At 35.0% G+C, this 24232-nt stretch carries 27 protein-coding genes; 24 read left to right on the top strand and 3 right to left on the bottom strand.

Annotated features, from left to right (window positions below):
• Positions 1 to 9 precede the first annotated feature (9 nt).
• The 3 genes from A5821_RS08400 (at position 10) to A5821_RS08390 (ending at position 2302) form a co-directional block, all read left to right on the top strand.
• Positions 10 to 459 carry a GtrA family protein gene (locus tag A5821_RS08400; protein ID WP_170923008.1) on the top strand — a complete coding sequence of 150 codons (450 nt, stop codon included), beginning with the start codon at positions 10 to 12 and terminating at the stop codon, positions 457 to 459.
• 2 nt (positions 460 to 461) lie between these two features.
• Complete coding sequence (locus tag A5821_RS08395) at positions 462 to 1472, top strand: glycosyltransferase family 2 protein (RefSeq protein ID WP_086314106.1); 1011 nt, start codon at positions 462 to 464, stop codon at positions 1470 to 1472.
• 161 nt (positions 1473 to 1633) lie between these two features.
• Entirely contained in the window at positions 1634 to 2302 is a 669-nt protein-coding gene (locus A5821_RS08390) for a CPBP family intramembrane glutamic endopeptidase (RefSeq protein WP_086314105.1), read from the top strand.
• A 174-nt stretch (positions 2303 to 2476) separates the two neighbouring features.
• On the opposite strand, the gene celB is transcribed toward A5821_RS08390, so the two are convergent.
• Positions 2477 to 3799, bottom strand: coding sequence for a PTS cellobiose transporter subunit IIC (celB, locus tag A5821_RS08385; protein ID WP_086314104.1), 1323 nt, complete (start codon positions 3797 to 3799; stop codon positions 2477 to 2479).
• A 460-nt stretch (positions 3800 to 4259) separates the two neighbouring features.
• On the opposite strand from celB, the gene psiE reads away from it, so the two are divergent.
• Positions 4260 to 4712 (top strand): phosphate-starvation-inducible protein PsiE, encoded by a 453-nt coding sequence (psiE, locus tag A5821_RS08380; RefSeq protein ID WP_086314103.1) that lies wholly within the window; start codon positions 4260 to 4262, stop codon positions 4710 to 4712.
• 70 nt (positions 4713 to 4782) lie between these two features.
• Here the strand turns inward: psiE and A5821_RS08375 are convergent, their stop codons facing one another.
• The gene (locus tag A5821_RS08375; protein ID WP_086314102.1) at positions 4783 to 5829 is read right to left on the bottom strand and encodes a YeiH family protein; all 1047 of its coding nucleotides are present in this window, start codon (positions 5827 to 5829) and stop codon (positions 4783 to 4785) included.
• A gap of 106 nt (positions 5830 to 5935) precedes the next feature.
• On the opposite strand from A5821_RS08375, the gene A5821_RS08370 reads away from it, so the two are divergent.
• From A5821_RS08370 to A5821_RS08295, 16 genes are all read left to right on the top strand, one after another.
• A complete protein-coding gene (locus A5821_RS08370; RefSeq protein ID WP_086314101.1) occupies positions 5936 to 6760 on the top strand; it encodes a LysR family transcriptional regulator in 825 nt (274 codons plus the stop codon).
• Between the two features lie 219 nt (positions 6761 to 6979).
• Positions 6980 to 7336, top strand: a complete 357-nt coding sequence (locus A5821_RS08365) for a DUF7006 family protein (RefSeq protein ID WP_086314100.1) — start codon at positions 6980 to 6982, stop codon at positions 7334 to 7336.
• A gap of 359 nt (positions 7337 to 7695) precedes the next feature.
• Positions 7696 to 8499, top strand: a complete 804-nt coding sequence (locus A5821_RS08360; protein ID WP_086314099.1) for a PTS mannose/fructose/sorbose/N-acetylgalactosamine transporter subunit IIC — start codon at positions 7696 to 7698, stop codon at positions 8497 to 8499.
• Positions 8492 to 9310, top strand: a complete 819-nt coding sequence (locus A5821_RS08355) for a PTS system mannose/fructose/sorbose family transporter subunit IID (RefSeq protein WP_086314098.1) — start codon at positions 8492 to 8494, stop codon at positions 9308 to 9310. The genes A5821_RS08360 and A5821_RS08355 overlap by 8 nt, the downstream gene beginning before the upstream one ends.
• Positions 9311 to 9341: 31 nt before the next feature.
• Positions 9342 to 9818, top strand: coding sequence for a PTS system mannose/fructose/N-acetylgalactosamine-transporter subunit IIB (locus A5821_RS08350; protein WP_086314097.1), 477 nt, complete (start codon positions 9342 to 9344; stop codon positions 9816 to 9818).
• Positions 9819 to 9837: 19 nt separating this feature from the next.
• Positions 9838 to 10689, top strand: a complete 852-nt coding sequence (locus A5821_RS08345) for a MurR/RpiR family transcriptional regulator (RefSeq protein WP_086314096.1) — start codon at positions 9838 to 9840, stop codon at positions 10687 to 10689.
• 9 nt (positions 10690 to 10698) lie between these two features.
• The gene (murQ, locus tag A5821_RS08340; RefSeq protein WP_086314095.1) at positions 10699 to 11607 is read left to right on the top strand and encodes an N-acetylmuramic acid 6-phosphate etherase; all 909 of its coding nucleotides are present in this window, start codon (positions 10699 to 10701) and stop codon (positions 11605 to 11607) included.
• 14 nt (positions 11608 to 11621) lie between these two features.
• Positions 11622 to 12041 carry a PTS sugar transporter subunit IIA gene (locus tag A5821_RS08335; RefSeq protein ID WP_086314094.1) on the top strand — a complete coding sequence of 140 codons (420 nt, stop codon included), beginning with the start codon at positions 11622 to 11624 and terminating at the stop codon, positions 12039 to 12041.
• A 168-nt stretch (positions 12042 to 12209) separates the two neighbouring features.
• Entirely contained in the window at positions 12210 to 12737 is a 528-nt protein-coding gene (locus A5821_RS08330; RefSeq protein ID WP_086314093.1) for a MepB family protein, read from the top strand.
• Positions 12738 to 13843: 1106 nt separating this feature from the next.
• Positions 13844 to 14053 carry a hypothetical protein gene (locus tag A5821_RS08325; RefSeq protein WP_086314092.1) on the top strand — a complete coding sequence of 70 codons (210 nt, stop codon included), beginning with the start codon at positions 13844 to 13846 and terminating at the stop codon, positions 14051 to 14053.
• Positions 14054 to 14250: 197 nt separating this feature from the next.
• Positions 14251 to 14505 carry a hypothetical protein gene (locus tag A5821_RS08320; protein ID WP_086314091.1) on the top strand — a complete coding sequence of 85 codons (255 nt, stop codon included), beginning with the start codon at positions 14251 to 14253 and terminating at the stop codon, positions 14503 to 14505.
• Between the two features lie 84 nt (positions 14506 to 14589).
• A complete protein-coding gene (locus A5821_RS08315) occupies positions 14590 to 15855 on the top strand; it encodes an efflux RND transporter periplasmic adaptor subunit (protein ID WP_086314090.1) in 1266 nt (421 codons plus the stop codon).
• Positions 15842 to 16534, top strand: a complete 693-nt coding sequence (locus tag A5821_RS08310; RefSeq protein WP_086314089.1) for an ABC transporter ATP-binding protein — start codon at positions 15842 to 15844, stop codon at positions 16532 to 16534. The genes A5821_RS08315 and A5821_RS08310 overlap by 14 nt, the downstream gene beginning before the upstream one ends.
• A complete protein-coding gene (locus A5821_RS08305) occupies positions 16534 to 17754 on the top strand; it encodes an ABC transporter permease (protein WP_086314088.1) in 1221 nt (406 codons plus the stop codon). Before A5821_RS08310 ends, A5821_RS08305 begins: the two co-directional genes overlap by 1 nt.
• Positions 17755 to 17765: 11 nt before the next feature.
• Positions 17766 to 18422 carry a response regulator transcription factor gene (locus tag A5821_RS08300; protein WP_086314087.1) on the top strand — a complete coding sequence of 219 codons (657 nt, stop codon included), beginning with the start codon at positions 17766 to 17768 and terminating at the stop codon, positions 18420 to 18422.
• The gene (locus tag A5821_RS08295; RefSeq protein ID WP_086314086.1) at positions 18419 to 19852 is read left to right on the top strand and encodes a sensor histidine kinase; all 1434 of its coding nucleotides are present in this window, start codon (positions 18419 to 18421) and stop codon (positions 19850 to 19852) included. The genes A5821_RS08300 and A5821_RS08295 overlap by 4 nt, the downstream gene beginning before the upstream one ends.
• Positions 19853 to 20203: 351 nt before the next feature.
• On the opposite strand, the gene A5821_RS08290 is transcribed toward A5821_RS08295, so the two are convergent.
• Positions 20204 to 20767 carry a DUF1307 domain-containing protein gene (locus A5821_RS08290; RefSeq protein WP_086314085.1) on the bottom strand — a complete coding sequence of 188 codons (564 nt, stop codon included), beginning with the start codon at positions 20765 to 20767 and terminating at the stop codon, positions 20204 to 20206.
• Between the two features lie 195 nt (positions 20768 to 20962).
• Between A5821_RS08290 and sapR the strand changes: the two genes are divergently transcribed.
• The 4 genes from sapR (at position 20963) to A5821_RS08270 (ending at position 24158) form a co-directional block, all read left to right on the top strand.
• Positions 20963 to 21637 carry a two-component system response regulator SapR gene (sapR, locus tag A5821_RS08285; RefSeq protein ID WP_086314084.1) on the top strand — a complete coding sequence of 225 codons (675 nt, stop codon included), beginning with the start codon at positions 20963 to 20965 and terminating at the stop codon, positions 21635 to 21637.
• Positions 21638 to 21650: 13 nt separating this feature from the next.
• Positions 21651 to 22676, top strand: coding sequence for a two-component system sensor histidine kinase SapS (sapS, locus tag A5821_RS08280; RefSeq protein WP_086314083.1), 1026 nt, complete (start codon positions 21651 to 21653; stop codon positions 22674 to 22676).
• A 196-nt stretch (positions 22677 to 22872) separates the two neighbouring features.
• Positions 22873 to 23190, top strand: a complete 318-nt coding sequence (locus tag A5821_RS08275) for a hypothetical protein (protein ID WP_212637416.1) — start codon at positions 22873 to 22875, stop codon at positions 23188 to 23190.
• A 104-nt stretch (positions 23191 to 23294) separates the two neighbouring features.
• The gene (locus A5821_RS08270) at positions 23295 to 24158 is read left to right on the top strand and encodes a GRP family sugar transporter (protein ID WP_086314082.1); all 864 of its coding nucleotides are present in this window, start codon (positions 23295 to 23297) and stop codon (positions 24156 to 24158) included.
• The last annotated feature ends 74 nt before the right edge of the window (positions 24159 to 24232 follow it).

The raw sequence follows: 24232 nt of genomic DNA, 5'->3' as shown, positions 1-24232 counted from the left end.
CATCCTGAAATGTATGAGTTCCTCTTATTTAATGTGATGAGTAATGTTGCGACTATTACGAATTTCGCAGTATTATGGATAAGTTCAGGTTTACTGCCGATGTTTATTAAAAATTCAGCTTTTCAGTGGTTTATTTTTAAGTACCCAACTTCTGAAGGGGGAGTAGTTGGTTTTATCAGTTTTTTAATTGCGTATGTTTGCGCGCAGATCGTGAATTTTATTGTACAAAGAAAAATTGTTTTTGGCTCAACAAATAAAATAGGAAAGGCTTTGCCGTGGTATATTTTGACGGTAGTTGTAGCTGGAATTATTTCTGTTTGGTTGCCACCGCATGTGATCGGGTTGATAAAACCTGTAACAGGGAATGTTGCACCAACGATTGCTAACTTTGTGAATATCATCATCCAAGTGGTGATCAATTACCCAATGATGAAATTTGTGATAATGAAGAAGGATTGAAAATGAAAATACTAAGTGTAATTGTTCCAGCTTATAATTCAGAAGATTATCTTCACCGAGCAGTTGACTCTTTATTGAAGGAAGCTGCCAATGTAGAAATTATTATTGTAAATGATGGTTCAACGGATAAGACAGGAGAAATTGCCAACCGCTATAACCAGCATTATCCCGATACAGTAAAAGTTATCCATCAAGACAATGGAGGACATGGAGCTGCAGTGACAACAGGGTTACAAGCTGCTACAGGTCATTATTTTAAAGTGGTAGATAGTGATGATTGGGTGGATAGCACGGCTTATAGTCGTGTTATCCATCAATTAAAGCAACTAACGAATGATCGAAAAATCGATATGTTGGTGACAAACTATGTTTATGAAAAAGTTGGTGCTTTTCGTAAAAAAAGAGTGTTGTACAAACGGGTCATTCCAGAAAATAAAATAGTTGGCTGGAGTGAGACAAACTTCCGACAAGGAAACTATTTATTAATGCACTCCATCATATTCAACACCGACTTATTAAAACGAATCAATCTTCGTTTACCTAGACACACTTTTTACGTGGATAATTTATTTGTTTTTGAACCAATGCAGTATGTTAGAAAAATCTATTATTTAAATGTAGATTTCTACCGCTATTTTATTGGTAGAGAAGATCAATCGGTCAATGAAAATAAAATGATCAAACAAATCGATCAGCAACTTTTAGTGAATAAAAAAATGATTGAGTTGTATAGCTCTAACCAGATCGAAGATGAATCGTGTAGGCAATATCTTTTTCAATTTCTAGAGATTGTCACGACTGTGTCTTCAGTATTGGCATTGAAGAGTAATACTGAAGAGAATCTTTGGAAAAAAGAAATGTTGTGGCACTATATCGAAACGATTGATCCTACTTTATATGAACAGTTAAGAAAAAGATTTTTAGGCGCTTTGCTTTCACGAAAAGGATTTGGTATTCGCTATTTTGTTTTGCGTATCTATAAAACCTGTCAGAGGATTTATGGATTTAATTAAAATAAGAACAATAAACTACCCGATGAATACAGTGTGCTTAATGTAAATGGAGTTTTCTAGGCGCACATTCATTTTACGTGTATCCGTTTTACTACTCAATCATAGTTTGTTATTATGAAAGATATACTCAAAAGTATATCTAAAAAAAGGAGAGTAATGGGATGACGTATGTTAAAAATTTTTTTATTTTGGTTGGATTGTTTCTATTAAGTCAAATTAGTATGACCGCATTTGGGGTAGCAAAAGGAATTTCTCAAGGAATCGGCGAAGCAAATTTATCTTTGTTTGTATCTATTTTGCTGATACTGATAGTAATCGGAAATATCTGGCTTTTGATATTTTTAGGAAAAAAACTTGGGTTCTTAAGCTTAAAATGGAATTTTTTTACTAAGAAAAATGTTGGGATCATTGTAGGAGGATTTATTTTAGCAAGAGTGATTGCTATTGGCGGAACGCTTTTATTAAATACTCAAGGATCAGAAACTACTGCAAATGATGCAGCTATTCAAACAATGTTTACAGGAGAGAATCCTCTATTGATCGTATTATTGATTGGGATCTCAGCACCAATCATGGAAGAAATTGTATTTAGAGGTGGAATCATTGGTTTTTGGCTAGAAAAATTTCCGATGATCGGTATCGCAATTAGTTCAATTTTATTTGGTTTGATTCATGGTCCTACTAACCTGATCAGTTTTTTGATTTATGGATCGATGGGCTTGATTCTTTCTCTGGCTTATTATAAAACTCAACGTTTAGAGATCAGTATGTCTATTCACTTTTTAAATAACATATTGCCTGCGATTGTGATAGCCTTTGGAATGATCTAGTTAATAAGGGCAATAAAAGAGGATGGGACAGAAGTGTTTATTTCCGATAAGATTGCTTCTGCTCCCACCGTTTATCCGGATTCCAAGTGAGTGGGACATGACTCGAAGAGTTATGTCCCACTTACTTTTATATTCACAACTAGGCTGTCAAAGAATGTATTCTCTGAGTTCCATTTAAGCTTTCTCAGTAATATCTACTTCTAGTTCCCCGTCATATGCTGCTTCCCCTTCCATTTCAATCTTATATGCTTTTGCATCTTCCATCTTAAAAAATGGATAATACAATCCAATACTTAATAAAATTTGCACAACTTGTAACAAAGCGCCTCGCCAACCACTAACCATCAATCCAGCAATGATCGGAGGCATGGTCCACGGTAAGTTAACCCCATTAGCTAAAGGAACAATCCCGGTTGCCATGGCTAGATAAGCTACGATACACATCAAAAGTGGTGCAATGATAAAAGGAATCAACATCATGGGATTTAAAACAATCGGAATACCAAAAACTAAGGGTTCATTAATATTGAAAATTGCAGGAGCAAAGGAGAGTTTTCCTAGCGTTTTAAACTGAGAGGATTTTGCAAAAAATAAACAAGCAATTGCCAAACCAATTGTCGCACTAGAGCCGCCAAGTTTAACAAAATTACTATAAAATTGATAGTTGACAATATTCGGTAGTTTTTCTCCAGCTGCAAAAGCTTGCGCATTTTCTACGGTCAGAGCAATCCAAATCGGCTGCATCACAGCGCCAACGATATTTGAACCGTGGATACCAAACGACCATAATAATGCTTCAAATAATAATATGATTAATGTCGCAGGCAGTGAGCTTCCTAGAGCCAGAAGCGGTGTTTGTAGGACCTCGAAAATAAAATTTTGAGCAGTTTCATATGAAGTGAAGGTAAAACCAATCCGAATCAAATTAAAAACGATCACTACGAAAAATCCCGGAATCAATGCTGAAAAAGATTTTGCAACATTAGAAGGAACTGAATCAGGCATTTTGATCGTCCAACCTTTTTGAATCACCCAACGAAAAATTTCAGCAGCTAGAATAGCAGTGATCATACCGACAAATAGACCTGATGCACCAAAGTTTCCTAAAGGTAAAAATGAACCATTATCAGTCACCGTAATCGGTGTTAGCACTAGAAAAGCAACTAGAGAAATTGCTTGAGTAGAGCCTCGGTCTACAGAATAATACTTAGCCATCTCACTAGCAATGCCTAAGATAACAAATAAAGTCATTGCATTCATCGTCATATTGTTGACTTGTAAAAATAGTCCCATCCAATCTTTGCCTAAAACAGATTCCATAAAATTAGTATACGGCTCTATCGGTAATTGTGTAACGAGTAAAAACATAGAACCAATGATCAATAAAGGCATAGCGACAAAGAACCCATTTTTAATGGCTGAAAGATAACGATTAGAATCAAGTTTGTAAGCGATCGGACCTAATTTTGCTTGAAGTTTATCTAGAAATGTATTCATGTTATTCCTCCTTGCATAAATTTTTGATAAAATATAAGTGACTAGTACTTCTTTTTTTGTAAACCCTTACATTCGCGAAGGGAAAAAAGATGTATAAATTTATTCTATAGTATGCCTATGTCAAAATCAATATATCAAAGTTGTTTTCTTTAGATAAAAAGACTGATATAGTTTATAGTTGTATTGAATCGTATTCCTAGCTTTATAACAGAGTAAACTACCTATGATTGTATTGATTTTTAAGTGAAATACTCCCAATAGTTTGTTTTGTTTTCACAAAAAATGATTCCAAGTCATTGCCGTGTCTGCTTTTCTTTCAGATTTAGATTTTTACATCATATAAAAAAAATGTTATATTATTCTTATAAGGGAAGAATAGTATTCGTCTTAAAGAAGATTGGCGGAACTAAATTTTTTTATCTAGCTTAAAGCTAGCGCTAAAAACAAAAGGAGGACGAAGATGAAAGAAGAACAAAGATTTGGGATAATGAAAAAATATGTCAATTGGGTTTTGGACGTTGTTTTAGGCGCACTTGCCCTACTTATTTTGATTTTTATGATACGTCAATTATTTGATATCAGTACATTTATCACAAAACCGATGACACCCAAAAACTTATCGATCGTGATGCAGGAAGTTGTGGCATTTTTCATGTTATTTGAGTTTATCATGATGGTGATTCGCTATATTCAAGAAGGACATCATATTCCAATTAGATATTTGATCCTGATTTGTATTACGGCTATTTTAAGACAGTTAATGGTTTTACATGGCGATGCTGTCCAAACTTTATTATTATCAGTATCGATTTTATCACTGGTGATTGTATTATTCGTACTTAATCTGAGCGGTAATAAATCCTATGTTGGATTTAAGAGCCATATAGATGAGAAGCATGAGTCAAACAAATAAAATTAGGCAAAACATAGAAAGGAAATGTATCAATCAGATACATTTCCTTTCTATGTTTTATTCATTTAAATTAAATAGCTAGTAATGCAATCAAAACGATTGCTAAAACCACTTGAATCAAACCGACCGATAAGCCATAAATCAAAAACCGTTTTCCTTCTTTGAAGAATTTTTGAAAATCTAAACGTAAGCCGATGGCAGCCAATGCAGTGATTTCAAACCAACCGCTGAAAAAGTGGGCTGTTTCGCTGAGACTGGCTGGCAAATGAATCAGACTATTTATAACACAAAACAACACAAAACCTACAACGTACCACGGTAAAGCAGAACTCTTTTTTTTAGGGGAAGTGTTAGTAGTGGCTGAAATGTCAGATCGTTGATGTTTGAATTTGCCAAAAAGATAAACGACCACCACAAGCAGCATAATCCGCATGATTTTAAATAGCATAGCAAGCTCTACGACTTGTTCATTAACCATACTAGCACTTGCAACCACCTGCCCTACTGATTGCAAAATACCACCGATCAAAGCACTCTTAGTTAAAACATCACTCCCATAAATAAGAGAGCCGATAATAGGGAGCAGCAACATAAGAATTGTTCCTAATAAGTTGACCAGTGTGATGATCTGTCCTTTTTCTTCTTCTTTAGCATGAATAGCAGGTGCAATCGAAGCAACCGCAGAAGAGCCGCAGACCGCATTTCCGCCAGCCATCAATAGGGACATATTATCTGAAAACTGCATCTTTTTACCAAGTACATAAGAAGCAAGAATCGTTAAAGTCATTTGCAAAAGAATAAAAATACCGCCTTTAAAACCAATTTGAGCGATAGTTTGAAAGGTAACAGTTGCTCCTAACAATACAACCGAGAATTCAAGGAGCTTACCTTCGGCTATTTTGGTTCCCTTTTCCAAAACAGGATTTTTCAAAAAAGTATTGCCTAGTAAAATACCGAGCAAAATGGCGATAGTTGCAGCACCTAAGGTTGGGAGCCAAATAGCTGCAACTTTACTGATGACAGCTACGATAAAGGCTGTCATTAATCCAGGGAGAATAAGCATTGCCTTTGTTAAATATGAGTACTTTGTATTATTGTTTTCCACTAAATCATTCATCTTCTTTCCTTGTCTAACTATACATCCAGTATAACGAAATAATTTGCATTTGAGAAATAAATAGTTAAAATATTATCTATAACTAAAACGAATGGAAAGGGTCTCTATGTTTAAATTACTGAAAACATTTCGCTCTGTATACGAAACAAAAAACTTTTCAAAGACTGCGGAAAATTTATTTATTTCCCAACCAGCAGTATCTAACCAGATCAAACAACTAGAAGAAGAGTTAAATATTCAATTATTTATTAGAAATGGTCGGCAAGAAATCAGTGCGACAAAGCAAGCCGATATTTTATACCATCATCTGCTTAATTTATCGGATGATTGGGAGGATACATTACATGCGTTACAAATTCAAACGATTCCCAGAGAAACGTGTAGAATCGTTGCTTCAAATACATTTGCGGTTTACTATCTGCCAGAATTAATGAAACAATTAAGTCAGCAATTTCCAGCAGTCTCATTTATTTTAGATATGGATAATTCAGAGCAAGTGCTAGATAGAATTGAAAAGCACCAAGCACACTTTGGGTTTATTGAAAAACCGTTAATAACAAACTTGATTATACGACAACAAATTTTAACGGATGAACTAGTTCATGCAGGTGATTTTACTCAAGATTTATGGCTAGTTCGAGAAGAGAATTCTGGTGTTTTTCATTATACAGAGCGCTATTTTTTAGAGCATAATCTGACTCCACAGAAAATGTTGATCAAAAACAATGAAATGATCGTCAGGTGTTTGGAACAAGGTATCGGGCAATCAATCTTATCAAAGAAAGCGTTGACTGAAAAAATAAAATGGAATCCTTTAAGTAAAGAATATCAAAGGAGTTTTTACTTTATCAAAAGCCAGCATATTGAATCAGTTCAATTACGAGAGGTTGACCGATATATCAGTCATTACTATGAACAAAATAATTTGTAATGTATTCAAAATAGTGACAAAAAAAGAGAAAAAGAATAATATCCTTTATTTATGTTGAAAAAATAGCCATTTTAATGGAAAAAAATAGGTTGCTTGTGCTATCTTAGTAGGAGATATTTAATAGGAAATGAAAAAGAATAAGTGATGTCTAAATTTTTTTATTTTATCTGTTTGTTGGGGGAAGAGGAATGGAATAATTGTAGGATGGGAGGAAACATCGTGGAAGCGTTTATATGGAATATTTCGCTAAAAGAGTATGTCGCATCAGTGGACCAAACAATCAAAATCGATCAAGAATTTATTGATTATTATCAATATTTAGAAGCAGAAGCAAGTCAGCTAGTTGAAAAAATAAATTCGACAACTTTGGCTGCTACTTTACCAAAATTGATGGCTATAGATGAAAAATGTACACTGGTGATTTTTTATATTTTTAATGGATATGCATTAGAAAATGATACAGCGAGCGACACGATCCAATTGATTGAAAAAGAGTATAAAAAAACACATAGGGAAAAATATATTTTTGATATGCCAGAATATGAAACATGGTCGATTTCTCAAAGAATTCAGTGATCTATATAATGACAATTACATAAGAAGTCAGTGGATAGCTATAGAAATATTCTTGATTTTTCTTACCAAGCAGCAAGATAGTTGATGAATAAAGTTGAAATAACTCAGTTTATTTTTTTCTGCTCATTTAGATATAGAACAGAATGTGGAGCAAAACGATAGTCAGTTTTGCTCCACATTTTTTTGTATCCATTTAATGAAATTTAATTTCTTTATTTTTTAAAAAAATAAAAGTGTTGAAATTTGGTTTCTTAAATGGTATTCTGTTTATGAAGAAAGCGCATTCTTTTTTGTTCATGAGTTACTATTTTTGAGAAAATGAAACAGAACAGTGTTCTATCTACAAGGGGGAATTAAAAATGGAGATTTCTATCGGCATTATTCTTATTTTATGTATCTATACGGCAGTAGGTGTCTTAGATCAAATTTCTATACAAATTGGTCCATATACACCATTATTTGCAGCAACCTTTACAGGTTTGGTTTTGGGTGATGTTCAAACAGGTTTGATGATTGGCGCGACCTTACAATTAATGACGCTTGGTGTGGCAACTTATGGTGGTGCAACAGTTCCAGATTTTCTTTCTGGTGCAGTCATGGGAACGGCTTATGCAATCATTTCTGGACAAGGAGCTGAATATGGGATCGGCGTTGCTGTGCCGATCGGGTTACTCTTGACGCAATTGGATATCCTTGGCAGAATGACGAACACATTCTTTCAACATAAGGCAGATAAATACGCAGAAGAAGGAAATTACAAAGGTGTTGAGCGTTGCAATATCTTGGGCATATTTCCATGGACACTATCACGAGTGATTCCAGTGTTTATTGGATTAACGTTTGGCGAACAAGTTGTAACCGTGATCAATGAATGGATTCCAGTATGGGTCATGAATGGACTAAAAGCAGCTGGTGCAATTTTACCTGCGATGGGAATTGCAATCTTGATGCGCTATCTACCAATTAAAACGTATTGGCCATATTTTATTATTGGGTTTGTATTGTTAGCGTATGGTGCAGCGTTCTTCTCTGTTTTAGGAGTTGCATTAGTTGGTTTAGCATTAGCTGCTATCTATGTTATGAATCAAAACAATAGAGGAACTGCAACTTCTGCTGGAACAGTAGTCTACGAAGACGATGAGGAGGTAGAGATCGATGACTAACAAATTAACGAAAAAAGACATCAAGAAAGTGTACTGGAGAAATCTATTCAGTTTACAATGGGGATGGAATTACGAAAAAATGCAAGGACTCGGTTACTCGTATGTGATCATGCCGGCATTGAAACGCTTGTATAGTGACGATCCTGAAAAAATGAAAAAAGCACTTAAAACTCAAATGGGCTTTTTTAACACAACACCTGCCATGTCTCACTTGATTATTGGTGCTGATATGGCTTTGGAAGAAGAGATCGGGATTGAAGATGATCAAGCAATCACTGGATTAAAAACAGGATTGATGGGTCCGTTTGCAGGTGTGGGTGATACGCTATTTATTGCAATTTATCGTGCAATTGTTTTTTCAATTGCTGCTTATATGGCACAAGGAGGACAAGCCTTTGGTTTAATGATTCCACTTATAGCAGGGGGAGTTGTTCTCTGGGTACGTTATAAGTTTACGTGGATTGGGTATAATCAAGGGAAAAAAATCGCAACTGAATTTGCTGACAAAATGAAACTACTGACGCAAGCTGCGGCAATTCTTGGATTAACGGTTGTTGGAGGATTGATTCCTTCTGTCATAACTTATAAACTAGAGTTGACCTATAAAATGGGTGAAGTGACCTTATCTATTCAAGAAATGTTGGATAAAATTTTGCCAGCGTTGATTCCATTATCGATCGTAATGCTCTCATACTGGTTACTGGGCAAGAAGAAAATGAATTCAACGCGTTTGATCTTCGTTTTGATTTTACTTGGAATGGTTTTAGGGAATTTACAAGGAATTACGTCTTGGATCGGAAATCTCTTTTAGATAGAAAATTTTAAAAAAAGGATGATGAACAATGTCAATAAAACATGCACGTGTAGATGAACGTTTGGTCCATGGTCAAGTCGCAACAGTTTGGACGAATACCTTAGGAGCCCAAAGAATTATGGTTGTAAACGATTTAGCAGTCAAGGATCAAATGCAAATAGGCGCTTTGAAGATGGCAAAACCAGCAGGCGTTAAGTTGTCGATTTTATCTAAACGAAAAGCAATCGAAAAAATCTTGGCTGGTAATTATGATGATGAAAAAGTTTTCTTGATTACTAAAGACATACAAGATATGGCAGACTTGATCGATGGCGGTGTCCCATTAAAAGCCTTCAATGTTGGGAACATTTCGCAAAAAGCAGGTAGTAAATCAATCAAAAAATCCGTGGCGGTGACTGAAACAGACATTCAGACAATCAAACGTTTAAATGAACAAGGTATAAAAATCACAGCGCAAATGGTACCGTCTGAATCAGACGAATCAATATTAAATTTTATTAAATAAGAAGTAGGAGTTGAGCTAGATGGATGCAATCAAAATTATCCGACAAAAATACAAAAACTTTTCTAAGGTCAATCGAAAAATCGCTGATTATATTTTGAAAGATCCCACACTGGTCCTTTCATTAACAGCGAATGAAATTGCATCCAATAGTGAGACATCTCCAGCCTCAGTAACCCGTTTTTCTAAGTTACTGACATTTGATAGTTGGGAAGAATTAAAACTTGCGATTGCGACCAAACAAGGAGCAGATCACGCTCCAAAAAAAATCGATCCGATCGTATCAACGGATGATTCCATCGAAACCTTATGCGCTAAAGTTGAGTCATTGCTAAATACGACAATCGAGGATTTATTTGATCTTGTTGATAAATCAGCCTTAAAACGATCGATTGATGGAATCAAGCAAGCAGAAACTATTTATCTGATGGGCATAGGTTCTTCGTCTTTAACAGCATATGATTTGTATCATAAATTCAATCGAGCTGGAAAAAAAGCCGTATTTAATTACGATGTTCATATGCAATTTGAATTTTTGAATTATTCTAAACCTGACGATGTTTTGGTTGCAATTTCTTATAGCGGTCTTTCTAAAGAAGTTTTGATTGCGTGTGAAATTGCTCGACAAAATAAAACCAAAATCATCTTTATTACTAGAAATGAAAGTGAACGGATCATTGAGCTAAGCGATGAAGTCCTGCTAGTACCAGCAAATGAGCATTTACTAAGAGTTGGCGCAATTGCTTCGATTGCTTCCACTATGGCAGTGGGGGATGTGCTGTATTTAGGCTCTATTCAGGATGATTTAGATACGACGGTTGAAAAAAATATGACAGATACAAGAAAACTAGTAGAGAAACTGAAAGAAAAGTAGGGATGAACGATGAAGTTAGACGAATTGACAACTGAAACTCGGAATACACGAAGCATGAATATCGATCAGTTATCAACGATCGATATGATAACGATCATCAATCAAGAAGATCAAAAAGTTGCATTGGCAGTAGAGAAAGTGTTGCCTGAATTAGCAGAGGCGATTGATCAAGCTGCTGAGCGTTATAAAAAAGGTGGACGTTTGATTTATTGCGGTGCAGGAACATCTGGGCGTTTAGGAGCATTGGATGCAATCGAGTTGACGCCAACATATAGTGTTTCACCAGATAAAGCATTTGGTCTTATTGCTGGGGGAAAAGAAGCGATGTTTCACGCTGTAGAAGGCGCTGAAGATTCAAAAGAACTGGCTGAAGCGGATTTAAAAGCACATCAACTGACGGAGAAAGATGTGCTCATCTCGGTTGCAGCTAGCGGGAGAACACCTTACGCAATCGGAGCTATTGAATATGCTGAAAAAGTGGGTGCGCTGACAATAGCTATCACCTGTAATGAAGCGAGTGAAATGAATAGAATGGCAACTTTTGGCATTGCACCAGTAGTTGGACCAGAGGTGATCACTGGATCAACACGTATGAAAGCAGGGACTGCACAAAAAATGGTTTTAAATATGTTTTCAACAGGCGTGATGGTGAAAGTTGGGAATGTGTATCAGAATTTAATGGTCAATGTTCAACCAACAAATGAAAAACTGATCCAGCGCTCAATCCATATTATTCATGATGCAACAGGAGTTGGTTTAGCCACTGCAAAAGAATACTTGGCACAAGCTCAAAACCAGGTAGCAGAAGCGATTGTCATGATTAAAGGAGAAGTCGAGTTGACAGAAGCCAAAAAGCTATTAAAGCAAAATAATCGACGTATCTCAGATGTCCTTGATGATTTAAAAAAGGATGAGTAAGTGGAGGAACAACAATGAAACCAAAATTGATTTTGATGAGCCATGGGAACATGGCGGCAGAAACATTGCATTCAGCAAAAATGATCGTTGGAGAGTTAATAGATGCGGAAGTAGTGTCAATGACCGAAGCTGACGGGATGTATGGTACAACAAAAAAATTAGTACAAATCCTTGATAGCTTAGGGAATCGACAGGTATTGATATTAGCTGATCTAAAAGGTGGAACCCCATGTAATGTGGGAATGATGCAAATGAGCGAGCATCCGAATCTACGCGTGTTATCTGGATTGAATCTGGCTATGGTGATCGAAGCGGCTGTTTCACAAATTGAGCAGATCGATGAACTTACAGATTATTTGTGTGGCATCGGAAAAAATGCCATAGAGAAAATCGAGCTTCCAGAATTAGATGATGAAGATGGGTATGAAGAATAGGTTCAATAAAAAAGCTGAGATTTCGCCGTTAGAGTGATGTCTCGGCTTTTTAAAATTCGAATAAAGGCTCTTTTTTTCAAATTGCAAATAGTTGAATGGTATAATCCTTTATGTCCAGCAGACCTACATGATAAAATAAAACGAACTCTTCTGGAAAGGAATGGATCTATGGAGTCATTGGAGTATTTAACAAAAATATTGGATAAAATCAGTTGTTCATCCCTTGAAAATATCCAAATTGAAGAACAAAATAAAGAGTACGAAGGAATAACCTTTTCAATAGGAAAACAAACTTTTAGAAGTAGAAAGGCAAAAAAAACGCCCAAGAAATCAGGATATTTTGTTGTTTTTTGGGAGAAAGATGAGGACAATCGAAATCAAGCCTATACTTCTTTGACTGCACCAGATAAGCTAGTCATCACGGTATTTGATCAAGAAAAAATCGGACAATTCATTTTTCCTAAAGAGATTTTAGTGAAAAAGCATATTTTAAGCCACGAAGAAGTAATGGGCAAGATGGCCTTGCGAGTCTATCCTGACTGGGCTCAAGACTTGAACAGCACAGCTGCTGCTACTCAAAAATGGCAAAGTCCCTTCTTTATCGATCTAACAAATAAAATTGATTTTGAAAAACTAGAACAGCTCTATTTTGCTTCAGAAGATTTGCCGGCTAAACAAAAAAGAAACTGGAAATAAGCCTCTGAGCTTATTTCCAGTCCTAATAGTCATCAATAAAGAAAATACAAACAATGATATTCATATAAAAGGAAGTATTGAAAAAGGTTACGTTGGTTTTTAATCATTGTGTTTTCTTAAAGAATACTTGGGAGTAGTATATGACTATTATTTTAAAGAATCACTGCTTACTTACTAAATCATCCAGGAGAATGGGTAAAAGACTGGTTGGGATCAGCTTTTAATATAGTCAATGGTTGGTTGACAGTTATATGTTATGATCTAAAAAGTAAGCAAGCGTTCTTTCAAGATAGAAACGAATAGATAAAAAAATGGCGTTGGATACACATCCAACGCCATTGTAAGTTCAATAAATAAGCATAAACATCCCAAAGTCAGAAAAAACTAGTATAAACCTCTAGAAATTTCTGTCAAAATTGAGTAAAATGGAAGATGTCAATGTATAAATATTGGCTTAAGCAACTTGATTGGTCAGGTGTTCACTGACTGTTCAGGGCTTCATGATTTAGTTGGTAGCTAAATTATGAAGTGCTTTTTTTTGTCCTATTCGTTTCTATCTATCATCCATTTTATAGGAAAACCCTTTTAGGGTCAATAAAGGGTTGAAAAAAAACTAAATAGTTAGAATTATATTTTCAAAAGTCATATTAAATAGCAGCGAATATCTACCCATGCAAAGACTGTAAAACGAATAAAGAAAAGTATCAAAGGTGTTAAGGATGAAATTAATCCTATTGTAATAGTATCAAGAAAGGGGTTTAAATAGTCCCAATATATGTGGAAAATAGTATGAATTAGCAGTAATAATTGTTATACTTTTAGTGAAAATAGTAGTAGGGATCTGGAAGGAAGAGAAGGAGTTGTAATTCATTTAGCTTTATCGAGGAGCAACTTAATTTTACTTTGTATGTCTACATAATTTTTTTTGGAAACATATATAGTATTAAGAATGGCGACATGATCAAACAGAATACGGCCATTAACTGGTTTATCACATGTTGAGAGAGGCAAATTAAAGTCTGATCTATTTTAAAAGAGATTGTTTCTGATTAATAGTGTAAAATGTAAGTGGATACAAAAATGAACGAGTTTGTGAGGAGAAAAAAATGTTGATAGAACTAGTTATATTGCTAACGATTTTTACATATGGCAGTAATTTTATCTTATATTTGATTCTTAGGACAAAGGAAAAAATCCAAGGAATCGAAAAACTGTCGATCTTTTTTGGTGTGAATATGACAATTTTACTTTTAGATGGTGTTTTTTTGTTCATTGGAAAAGCACTGGCTGATAGTGGTGTGATAGTTTTAGAATAGTAGTATTTATACAGTTGTTAGAACCACCCGATGCAGATAAAAACGCATTGGGTGGTTTTTATCTATTAAAAAGAATTCCTTTTATTGAAAAAAATAGGTAAAAAATAGATAGGCTTTAGAAGAAATACAGATGGCTTGTCTATAATAGATTTTGTCAGACAGATTACGAAATCAATAATTGGAAGGAACGATTTGATATGAAAAAAGTAACTAAATTAGTACTAGCATTGGCAATTACGACATCACTAAGTACATTGACAGGATGTAATAAGAAAGAAACAGCGGAAAATGAAGGATATAAATCCAAAGAAGAAATGATCGATAATATCAAAGACAAGAAAAAGGTAACAATAGACGGGGAAGAAATGGACGAATTTACAATGAACGATGGGATGAAAGTTCAAGGAGCAGGACTTGAAGAGGGACTAGAAGGATCAAAAGATTCTGAATAAAAAATAAACTAAAAATAGGGAGGGTTTCAAGAGAAAAAATCTGTACTTCTCTTGAAACCATTTTTTATAAGGAGATAAACGATTATGAGGACTGCAGGAAAAAACAGTAAAAAACGAATCATAGTATCAAGTTTCATCATTGTTGTAATAATAGTAGTAGCAATTATTGGCATTAAAGGATTGAGTCCATCAAGTGAACAACCGATAAATGCGTCGACACCAGAGAATCAAGTAGAGGAAAAAATAGTAAAAGCACTAATTGAAGAAAGCAAAACGTCAGATTTGATTTTAGCAGGGAAAGTAACCGCGAATAATACCAATAAAATTAAAATTGATCCAGATAAAGGCACAGTCAAAGAAATCTTAGTAAAAGAAGGCGACAAAGTAGAGAAGGGTCAAGCACTATTCACTTATCAAACTGATCAACAAATGAAAACCAAAGAAGCCGAACTTGATGCTGAAGCAAAAGCTAGAGCTGTCGAAGTAGCTAGAAGTAGCGCAAGTATAAAGTGGGATGCATATAATAAAAAGCTTTCACAATTAAACAAAGCAAGAGATGACTATAATAAGGAAAATTCAGAAGAACTGAAAAGTGAGATCAAGTCACTTGAAAGTGAAGTCGATCAAGCATATACAGAAGGATTGACAGGGGATAATGAAGTTAAAAATGCTGAAAGTGATTTGGAAAAAGCACAATTGATGCAAACAAATGAACAAGAAAGACTCGGAGCCGACACAATTGTTGCAGATAATGCTGGGACAATCAAATCTTTGAATGCAGATTTAATCAATCAATCCAAAGAAAAACAACGAGAAGAAAATTTTATGGAAATCATTGATGATTCAAATCTGTTTGTGAGTGGTGACATCAATGAATTTGATCGGGAAAAAGCTTCAGTCAATCAACCTGTTGAATTGATCGATAGAAAAAATAAAGAAAAGACATGGAAAGGAAAACTTGTACAAGTGGCTAATTTAAGTTCTGATGAGGCGGGGAATGACAAAAAACAAGACGAAGATCCCAATTTATCTAAGTTTCCATACAAAGTATTAATTGATAAAGAAGGGGAAATGCCAATCATTGGTTCACATGTGTATGTAAAAGTCTTACCGAAAGAATTTGAAAAGGGCAAAATTATTTTGAACAAAAAATATGTACTATCAAAAGACGACAAACAATATGTTTGGAAAGTTGAAAATAAAAAGATTAAAATGCATGTAATCAAAGGGACACCTCTTGGTGAAAACTTAGTAGAAGTCAATGAAGGTTTAGCACAGACTGATAAAATCGCCATACCTAAGGACGGAATGGAAAATGGAATGGAGGTAGGTGAAGATGTTAAACCTTAAAGAAATAAAAAAATCTTATTGGCAAGGACAAACGGAGATACCTGTTCTAAAGGGAATTAACCTGAATGTAGCAGAAGGAGAATTTGTTGCTATTATGGGTCCTTCAGGTTCAGGGAAATCTACATTAATGAATATTGTTGGGTGTTTAGATAAAGCAACTAGTGGTGAATATAAAATTGAAAATGTAGAAGTCAACACACTATCGGATAATGAATTAGCTGATTTAAGAAATCAAAAAATTGGTTTTGTGTTTCAAAATTTCAACCTTATGCCTAAATTGACAGCTTGTCAAAATGTTGAATTGCCACTTACGTATAGTAAAGTCAGTAAACAAGAACGACGAGAGCGAGCGTTAGAAATGTTGGATTTAGTTGGTTTAAAGGACAGAAGTGAATTTAAACCAATGGAACTTTCTGGTGGTCAAAAGCAGCGCGTTGCCATTGCGAGAGCACTTGTAACAGATCCAAGTTTTATTTTAGGAGATGAACCAACGGGCGCTTTAGATACGAAAACTAGTGTACAGATTATGGACTTATTTAAAAAATTTCACTTAGAAGGCAAAACAATTGTTTTAATTACTCATGAGCCTGAAATCGCAGAATTGTGTGAGCGAACTGTTATCTTGCGTGATGGGGATATTACAAGTGATACGGCAAAACAAAAAGAGGTGAAGGTGTGATGGAAGAAATCACAGTAACCCTACAATCAATAGTAGCACATAAAATGCGGTCAATTTTGACGATGCTTGGAGTGATTATCGGTATTGCCGCAATTATTTCTATTTTTAGTATTATCGAAGGAAATACAGCAAATATGAAAAAAGAAATGATTGGCGGCAGTAACAATACAATGGAAATAGAATATGACAAGAAAAGTTCGTTTGATCCGAAGTTGCGTTCTGAAAAAGAAGCGAAAAAACCTAATTACCTTCCGACAATTGGGGAAGAACAAATAAAAAAAGTTCGAGAAGTACCTAACGTTATAGATGCTGGACTTTCATACCAGACAGATACGAAAGTCTATTATAAAGCGAAAAAAAGTCAAGGGATTGTCGCTGTGGTGACTTCAAACATTGACCGGTTGAAACAGTTGAAAATCATTGAAGGAGAAGGTTTTGATTCAGAGGCTTTTAAAGAAAATAAACAAGTTATTTATTTAGATCAAACATTATATGAAGAATTATTTAAAGGGCAAAACGGGATTGGGCAATATGTAGAAGTCAAAGGGGTACCATTCGAAGTGAAGGGCATTTTTAAAAAGGAGCAGGCTGAAAATGATGCGTATAGTTTTGCTGAAAAAGAAGCCTATATTCCGTTAGAGCAGGCGTATAAAATTTTTAATGAACTTGATATTGCACCTAAAGTGATCATCCAATCAACCGATACGGATAAGTTACAAGTGGCTGCAAAGCAAGTAGTGAAAGTTTTAAACAAGGAAATTCCAGTGTCTGACTATGGCTATGGTATTAGAAACTTAGAAGAGTTACAGAGTAGTCTTGAAAAATTCAATCAGTCTAACTTTATCCTTTTAGCAGGAATTGCGAGTATTTCTCTTTTGGTAGGAGGAATCGGAGTAATGAATATTATGTTAGTTTCGGTCACGGAGAGAACGAGAGAAGTTGGCGTTAAAAAGGCATTAGGAGCGAGAAGAAAGATTATATTGAAACAATTTCTAGTAGAAGCAGTCGTAATCACATTGCTTGGCGGAATTTTGGGTGTAATCATAGGAATGCTTGGCGGATATATCATCACTAATTTACTTGGATATCCGTATATTGTATCGATTCTATCGATCATTGCAAGCTTAGCATTTTGCTGTATAATTGGAATAGTATTTGGGCTGTTGCCAGCAATGAAAGCTTCAAAATTAGACCCCATCGAAGCATTACGTTTTGAATAAGGAGTAGTAGAATGGTAAAAATTCTAGTTGTTGAAGACGACGATATGATAAATCAAGTAGTAACAGAATTCTTAAAAGAAAAAAATTATGAGGTTGTCTCTGTTAGAGATGGAGAGCAGGCGCTTGAGGAGTTTGATACGCAAGAATTTGGCTTACTTTTGTTAGATATTATGCTACCTTCTATCACTGGCATCGATATTTTAAAAGAAGTTAGAAAAACATCCAATGTACCTGTGATTATGTTGACAGCGATCGATGATGAATATACGCAATTGGTAAGCTTCAACCATCTGATCAACGATTATGTAGTAAAACCTTTCTCACCTGTGATTTTAATGAAACGCATCGAGAATGTATTAAGGATGAATAGACCTAGCGCTGTCATTGAGTTAGAGGGTTATTTGATCAATTTAGAAGACTGCATTGTGACGTATGAAGGACAAGAGATCACTCTTACAAAAAAGGAATATGAAATCCTAGCGGTTTTAGTCAAGAGAGCTGGGAACTTAGTGACGCGTGAACAGCTTGTTTATCAAGTTTGGGGATATGATGATTATATGGATAGTCGTATACTTGATAACCATATGAAAAATTTACGAAAAAAATTACCGTTTTTATTGATTCAAACTGTTAAAGGAATGGGGTACAAGATTGAGGTAAACAAATGAAAATCACATTGAAAAACTTTCTGTTTTCAATTTCTATCATTTTCATGGTAACAACTGTTTCGTTGATGATTCTGTATTTTGTGATGCCAATCTATTATGAACATACAAAATTAAATGAAGTAGCTAATGAATTCAACAAAATAACTCAACAATTAAACAACGAACCTTTAGATAGGATGAAAAAGAAAATCGACAAAGAAGTTCTTGATAGAAAAGAGATGATTACCCTGATTATCTCAGATAAAAAAGGAAAAATGATTTATCCCTTTACGTCAGATGACGGAGAGTCATTTAATATTCAAGTTAGGGAAGGTGACACTGTTGAGAATGTAGGCACTTCTGATGGTATGAATGTGCAGTTGACAAGAGCCGATCGAAATAATGGAAAAACAATGAAGCATGAAATTAAAGATAATCAAGGCAACGAGTATTATTTATTGGGGATCTACTCCTTGCAACCTGTTTCAGATGCAAGTAAGATATTGTTGCAGATTTATCCGGTTTTATTATTGATTGATTTTTTGATTGGCGGAGTAGCTGCCTATTTCTACAGTCGTTTTTCTACAAAGCGGATCAAAGAGCTTTCTATAGCGACGAATCAAATGCTAAGTTTGGATCATACAATCAAATGTGAAATCAAAGGACGCGATGAATTGGCAACATTGGCCCAAGACATCAATCAGTTGGATCATACTTTGTTGATGACTATTGATGCACTGAAGGCTGAAGTTGCCAAGGTCGAAGAGATCGAACGTTCTAAAGCTGAATTCATGCGTGTAACTTCTCATGAATTAAAGACACCTATCACATCCTTGATGGGGATTATTGATGGGATGATTTATAATGTGGGTAAATTCAAAGATCGTGAGCATTACCTAGAAGTTTGCAAAGAGATTTTGCAGCAGCAAACAGATATGATTCAAAATGTTTTAACCGTTTCAAAACTGGATATGATTTCAATTGAGGAACAGGAGAACGAACTGTTTTCATTGAAAGAGGTAATCGAAGCAAAACTTAAAACATTTATACTTTTGGCAGAAGTGACCCACGTAGAGTTGATTGTCCATCTAGAAGAGTGTGAACTTGAAGGAGATAAGGAAGAAGTCGGAAAAGTGATCGATAATCTTTTAAGCAACGCTTTGCGCTATACTAGGCAAGATGGTCGGATCGAGTTATTTTTAAACCAGCAAACACTAATCATTGAAAACGAAGCGACGAAAGTTCTTACCAAAAATGAACTAAGCCAAATATTTGAACCATTTTACCGACCTGATTTTAGTAGAAACAGGGATACGGGCGGTTCTGGGTTAGGTTTATTCATTGTAAAACAAATATTAGATAAACAAGGCTGGAATTTTTCTTTTAAAGAATTAGAAGGAGAACGAATGTGCTTTTCAATCTATTTTGACACAGATAGGATGATTCTTTAAATAAAGAGAAGAGAAGACACGTTTTTAGCACTACGAACCAAGTAAACACTGTCCATATCAACTCATAGCTTAGAAGATTTATAGCAATAAGAAGGAACACACTAAAATGACAAAAAACAAAGAATTTATAAATTCAATGTTAATGATTCATGTGTGGTGTCATTCAGGCTATTTTTTCAGATTTAGATAGCGTAACAAAACGGATTTATAGTTTTGTTACGCTATCTTTTTTTAGGTGGTTTTTGTGTATAGTATGTAGTTGCATTTGAACATAAAAACCTTAAAAACCAATCATCAGAGGATAAAGTGTTGGTTTTTAAGGTTTTTACTTTTTAGTATATAGATTCTGTTTTAATTCTTTTTATAGCCCATTTCAAACAATAGTTTTTCCGCTTCATCAATATTTGGTGTTTCTGCAAAAAATGAAAGAAATGCAATTTTTTCTGGATCAGCTTTAGTAAAGTCGATTTTGTAGGACTCGATAGCACGATCTTCATGATATTCAATCGAATAGGAAACGCCTTCAACTCCTTCTAACTCCTTTTGTTTTTCAGAAAGCAATTCTTCAGCTTCTTGTTTGTTTTTGATATTAAATCCAGCATATGGGATTGTTTCTACGGTATCTTCTGAAGTTATTTTTCCATTTTCATAAGTCACTTTTTTTTCGAGCTTGTTTTCCTTGCCGCCTAGAGTTTGGGTATAAGTAGCACTCCCTGTTTTCCCTCCACTTTTAGGTGATTCATTACTAGAATCTTCTCTTGGCTTAGAGGAACTCTCCAAATTAAATTGTTGTTTAGATTCACTCGTTTTAGCATTGTTTGTATTGTTCTCATTTGGTGTACAAGCAACTAAAGTTACCGTAGTCGATAATGCTGCTAATAGAAAAAAACGAGAGAATGATTTTCTGTTTTTCATAAGTAAAAACTCCTTTCAAATATATCTATAACGTAGGTTACCATAGAAAGAGGGCAGTTTAAGGAGAAGTAGATAATCCATACAAAAAATACAGAAAAAAAATACATCGGAGTGGTTTATCGGCTAAAAGTCCTATTTAAATGACGAGGATTTTCTGATAAGGTACAATAGAAAGAAACAACTGGAGGGTAAATGATGGCAAAAATCATGATTATAGAAGATGAAACAACGATCCGTGAACTGATCAGCGAAGAATTGCAGAAGTGGCAATTTGATACATTTGGAACAACAAACTTTAATAATGTTTTAGAAGATTTTCAACGAGAAGACCCGCAATTGGTTTTATTAGATATCAATCTTCCTGTTTTTGATGGCTACTATTGGTGCCAGAAAATTCGCGAGATTTCAAAAATTCCAATCATTTTCATCTCTAGCCGTAATACCAATATGGATATGATCATGGCAATGAATATGGGCGCTGATGATTTTGTTACAAAGCCATTTCAAATCGATGTGCTGATTGCAAAAATCAATGCATTATTGCGCCGTTCATACAATTATTCAGAAGTCGGCAGTGAGATTATGTCACATAATGGAATTACGTTGAATGTTGATAATGGTAGTATGGAGATCAATGGCGAAGTGATCGATTTAAGTAAAAATGAATATCGCCTATTGTATATTTTGATCAAGAAACACGGGAAAATTTTAACGAGAGAGAAATTGTTGCGTGCGTTGTGGGAAGATGAGCGCTTTGTAGATGATAATACCTTGACTGTTAACATCAATCGTTTGAGAAAAAAAATCGAACAAGCTGGACTTGAGGGGTATATCGAGACGAAGGTAGGACAAGGCTATATTGTGCCATAGATAGGAGAAGAGAATGACAATTTGGAAGTATTTAAAAGATCATTGGCTTCTGTTGATTGGTTGGCTGTTTTTTATTGGAGTTACTTGCTTTATTTTATGGCTTTCTCCAGATATGGTCGTGAATCCATCGGTAATCGGTTATTTGGTATTATTGCAAGGATTATTCTTATTACTTTTTCTAGCAATCGATTATTCATTAAAAAAACGTTGGTGGCGCTCCTTGGATATTTCAGAACATCCACCTTCTCTTGAGCTTTATTTAGAAGAAGCTTCAAAAACCGAAGAGAAGCTGGTTCAAAATTATATTAATGGTTTATTGATTGAGCATCAACAAACGATGCAACAAGCAATCAACAATCAACAAGATCAAAAAGACTATATCGATTCATGGGTTCATGAAATCAAAGTTCCTTTAGCCGCAGTGAATTTGATTTTACAATCAATTGAAGATGACATTCCAGAAAAAAAATATTATTTAGTCGAAAATGAGTTAAGTAAAATCGATGAGTATGTCGAACAAGTTCTTTATTATGCTAGATTGGACAGTTTTTCTAGAGATTATTTGATTCAGGAATATTCGTTAAAAGAAATTGTTCAATCAGTGATTCGTACGCAGGGAAATTATTTTATTCAAAAGAATTTGCGTTTTTCAATTGAAGGAAACGACCAAATGGTATTGACGGATGCTAAATGGGTAGCGTTTATTTTTAAACAATTAGTGAGCAATGCAATCAAATATACACCGGCTGGCGGTGAAATCACGGTTACACTTTCACGGACGAAAGAAGGCGCGTGTTTGTCTTTGAAAGATAACGGAATCGGAATCCCCAAAGAAGATCAGCATCGAATCTTTGATAAAGGATTTACAGGTGAAAATGGTCGGACAAGTGAGCAGCATTCAACAGGATTAGGCTTGTATTTGGCGAAAAGTCTTGCGGATAAGTTAGGACATCAGCTGACGATGGAATCCGTTGAAGGAGAAGGCACAACGATGAAATTGTTGTTTCCCTTTTTGAGTTATTTTAATGAGCGAAGATAAAAATAGTGTTGGAACAGACCGTTTCTTACTTCTAGATAAAGTGCCTCGCTATTTTTATTTCATGATCAAGTTTTTCGATTTTCATTTGTTCTGTTTGCACTAAATAGATAAATTCTGTAAATCGGCTGAACGTTGTACCCGAATAGGTAAGTTGAATCATTTTACTAAAAACGATTTGAAAGAGAAATAGGTAAGAATGGATAATATAAAAGTAATAACATTGTGTGGTTCGATAAAGTTTATGAAAGAATTTAGACAAACAGAAGCAATGCTAACACGGATGGGGTTTGCAGTGATAACGCCATTCTTTTTTGAGCAAGGTGAAGAAGTTGAAGTCACAAAAGAAGAAGCTCTGTTATTGGGAAAGATACATTATAAAAAAATAGCGATAGCGGATGAAATTTTTGTAATCGATGTTGACGGATACATTGGAGAAAGCACAAAAAAAGAAATTGAGTATGCAAAGCTAAATAATAAAAATATAAGCTACTATTCAAATCGATCAACTTTATAATAACCATGAGAGAAATTCTATTTGAGTTTTTTCTAACTTATGCTTGTATAGAGAGCGCTTTTATTGTTAGACTAAACTTATCATACTTTTGATAGGAGTATATTATGGAATTATTAGTGGCTTTGATCCCGATGTTTGCTTGGGGCAGTATTGGTCTTGTCAGTGGCAAAATCGGTGGTAGCGCCAATCAGCAGACACTAGGCATGACCATTGGCGCATTGTTTTTCTCGATAATTATCTTTTTGGTTGTCCAGCCCGTGATCACTATCCAGATGATCGTGATCGGCATTTTATCGGGATTGTTCTGGAGTGTTGGGCAAAATCAACAATTCCACGGCATGAAATACTTGGGTGTATCTGTAGGATTGCCTGTTTCAACGGGAATGCAGCTGATCGTCAATACGATTGCTGGCGCTGTGTTTTTTCATGAATGGAAAGGCAGTCGAGATTTTCTTTTAGGGTTTATTGCACTTGGGTTATTGGTGTTGGGGGCGTATTTAACAGCTCGGCAAGATGATGACAGTGGTGTGAAAACAACGAACAAGATGCTTGATTTTAACAAAGGATTGCGGGCATTGATCGTCTCGACAATCGGTTATGGCGCATATACGATCATTATCAATGCAGCTGGACTTGATCCGATGGGCATTATTTTACCTCAAAGTATTGGTATGGTGATTGGTGCTAGTTTCTTTGCCTTTAACAAGGTCAAATTGGATCGCTTTGTTTGGCGGAATATGAGTTGCGGTCTTTTGTGGGGCTTAGGGAATATCTGTATGCTATTAACGATGCGTCAAATTGGTTTAGCAATCAGTTTCTCATTGTCTCAAATGGGCATTATCATCTCAACTTTAGGCGGAATCTACCTACTTGGGGAGCACAAGTCTAAAAAAGAAATGAGATATGTCATTATTGGTTGCTTATTCGTTATTTTAGGTGGTATCCTTTTAGGGTATATGAAAGCGTAAATGTCATATTTACGCTTATTTTTATGAGGAAATTTTGCAATTATTAAGACTAGAAAACGGATTGATTTATTGGA

It is taken from the genome of Enterococcus sp. 7F3_DIV0205 (assembly GCF_002141365.2).
In the GTDB taxonomy this organism is placed as follows: domain Bacteria; phylum Bacillota; class Bacilli; order Lactobacillales; family Enterococcaceae; genus Enterococcus_L; species Enterococcus_L palustris.
The sequence above is the reverse complement of the archived record's forward strand: the minus strand, read 5'-3'. Positions and strand labels throughout refer to the sequence as shown.

Bases quoted from the DNA above. Each gene is read 5' to 3' on its own strand.
- A5821_RS08355 (WP_086314098.1), top strand. From the start codon at position 8,492: ATGACTAACAAATTAACGAAAAAAGACATCAAGAAAGTGTACTGGAGA.
- A5821_RS08360 (WP_086314099.1), top strand. From the start codon at position 7,696: ATGGAGATTTCTATCGGCATTATTCTTATTTTATGTATCTATACGGCA.
- A5821_RS08350 (WP_086314097.1), top strand. From the start codon at position 9,342: ATGTCAATAAAACATGCACGTGTAGATGAACGTTTGGTCCATGGTCAA.
- psiE (WP_086314103.1), top strand. From the start codon at position 4,260: ATGAAAGAAGAACAAAGATTTGGGATAATGAAAAAATATGTCAATTGG.
- sapS (WP_086314083.1), top strand. From the start codon at position 21,651: ATGACAATTTGGAAGTATTTAAAAGATCATTGGCTTCTGTTGATTGGT.
- A5821_RS08305 (WP_086314088.1), top strand. From the start codon at position 16,534: ATGGAAGAAATCACAGTAACCCTACAATCAATAGTAGCACATAAAATG.
- A5821_RS08325 (WP_086314092.1), top strand. From the start codon at position 13,844: ATGTTGATAGAACTAGTTATATTGCTAACGATTTTTACATATGGCAGT.
- A5821_RS08370 (WP_086314101.1), top strand. From the start codon at position 5,936: ATGTTTAAATTACTGAAAACATTTCGCTCTGTATACGAAACAAAAAAC.
- A5821_RS08310 (WP_086314089.1), top strand. From the start codon at position 15,842: ATGTTAAACCTTAAAGAAATAAAAAAATCTTATTGGCAAGGACAAACG.
- sapR (WP_086314084.1), top strand. From the start codon at position 20,963: ATGGCAAAAATCATGATTATAGAAGATGAAACAACGATCCGTGAACTG.
- A5821_RS08300 (WP_086314087.1), top strand. From the start codon at position 17,766: ATGGTAAAAATTCTAGTTGTTGAAGACGACGATATGATAAATCAAGTA.
- A5821_RS08400 (WP_170923008.1), top strand. From the start codon at position 10: ATGTATGAGTTCCTCTTATTTAATGTGATGAGTAATGTTGCGACTATT.
- A5821_RS08295 (WP_086314086.1), top strand. From the start codon at position 18,419: ATGAAAATCACATTGAAAAACTTTCTGTTTTCAATTTCTATCATTTTC.
- murQ (WP_086314095.1), top strand. From the start codon at position 10,699: ATGAAGTTAGACGAATTGACAACTGAAACTCGGAATACACGAAGCATG.
- A5821_RS08345 (WP_086314096.1), top strand. From the start codon at position 9,838: ATGGATGCAATCAAAATTATCCGACAAAAATACAAAAACTTTTCTAAG.
- A5821_RS08375 (WP_086314102.1), bottom strand. From the start codon at position 5,829: ATGAATGATTTAGTGGAAAACAATAATACAAAGTACTCATATTTAACA.
- A5821_RS08390 (WP_086314105.1), top strand. From the start codon at position 1,634: ATGACGTATGTTAAAAATTTTTTTATTTTGGTTGGATTGTTTCTATTA.
- A5821_RS08275 (WP_212637416.1), top strand. From the start codon at position 22,873: ATGGATAATATAAAAGTAATAACATTGTGTGGTTCGATAAAGTTTATG.
- A5821_RS08315 (WP_086314090.1), top strand. From the start codon at position 14,590: ATGAGGACTGCAGGAAAAAACAGTAAAAAACGAATCATAGTATCAAGT.
- A5821_RS08335 (WP_086314094.1), top strand. From the start codon at position 11,622: ATGAAACCAAAATTGATTTTGATGAGCCATGGGAACATGGCGGCAGAA.
- A5821_RS08395 (WP_086314106.1), top strand. From the start codon at position 462: ATGAAAATACTAAGTGTAATTGTTCCAGCTTATAATTCAGAAGATTAT.
- celB (WP_086314104.1), bottom strand. From the start codon at position 3,799: ATGAATACATTTCTAGATAAACTTCAAGCAAAATTAGGTCCGATCGCT.
- A5821_RS08320 (WP_086314091.1), top strand. From the start codon at position 14,251: ATGAAAAAAGTAACTAAATTAGTACTAGCATTGGCAATTACGACATCA.
- A5821_RS08290 (WP_086314085.1), bottom strand. From the start codon at position 20,767: ATGAAAAACAGAAAATCATTCTCTCGTTTTTTTCTATTAGCAGCATTA.
- A5821_RS08270 (WP_086314082.1), top strand. From the start codon at position 23,295: ATGGAATTATTAGTGGCTTTGATCCCGATGTTTGCTTGGGGCAGTATT.
- A5821_RS08330 (WP_086314093.1), top strand. From the start codon at position 12,210: ATGGAGTCATTGGAGTATTTAACAAAAATATTGGATAAAATCAGTTGT.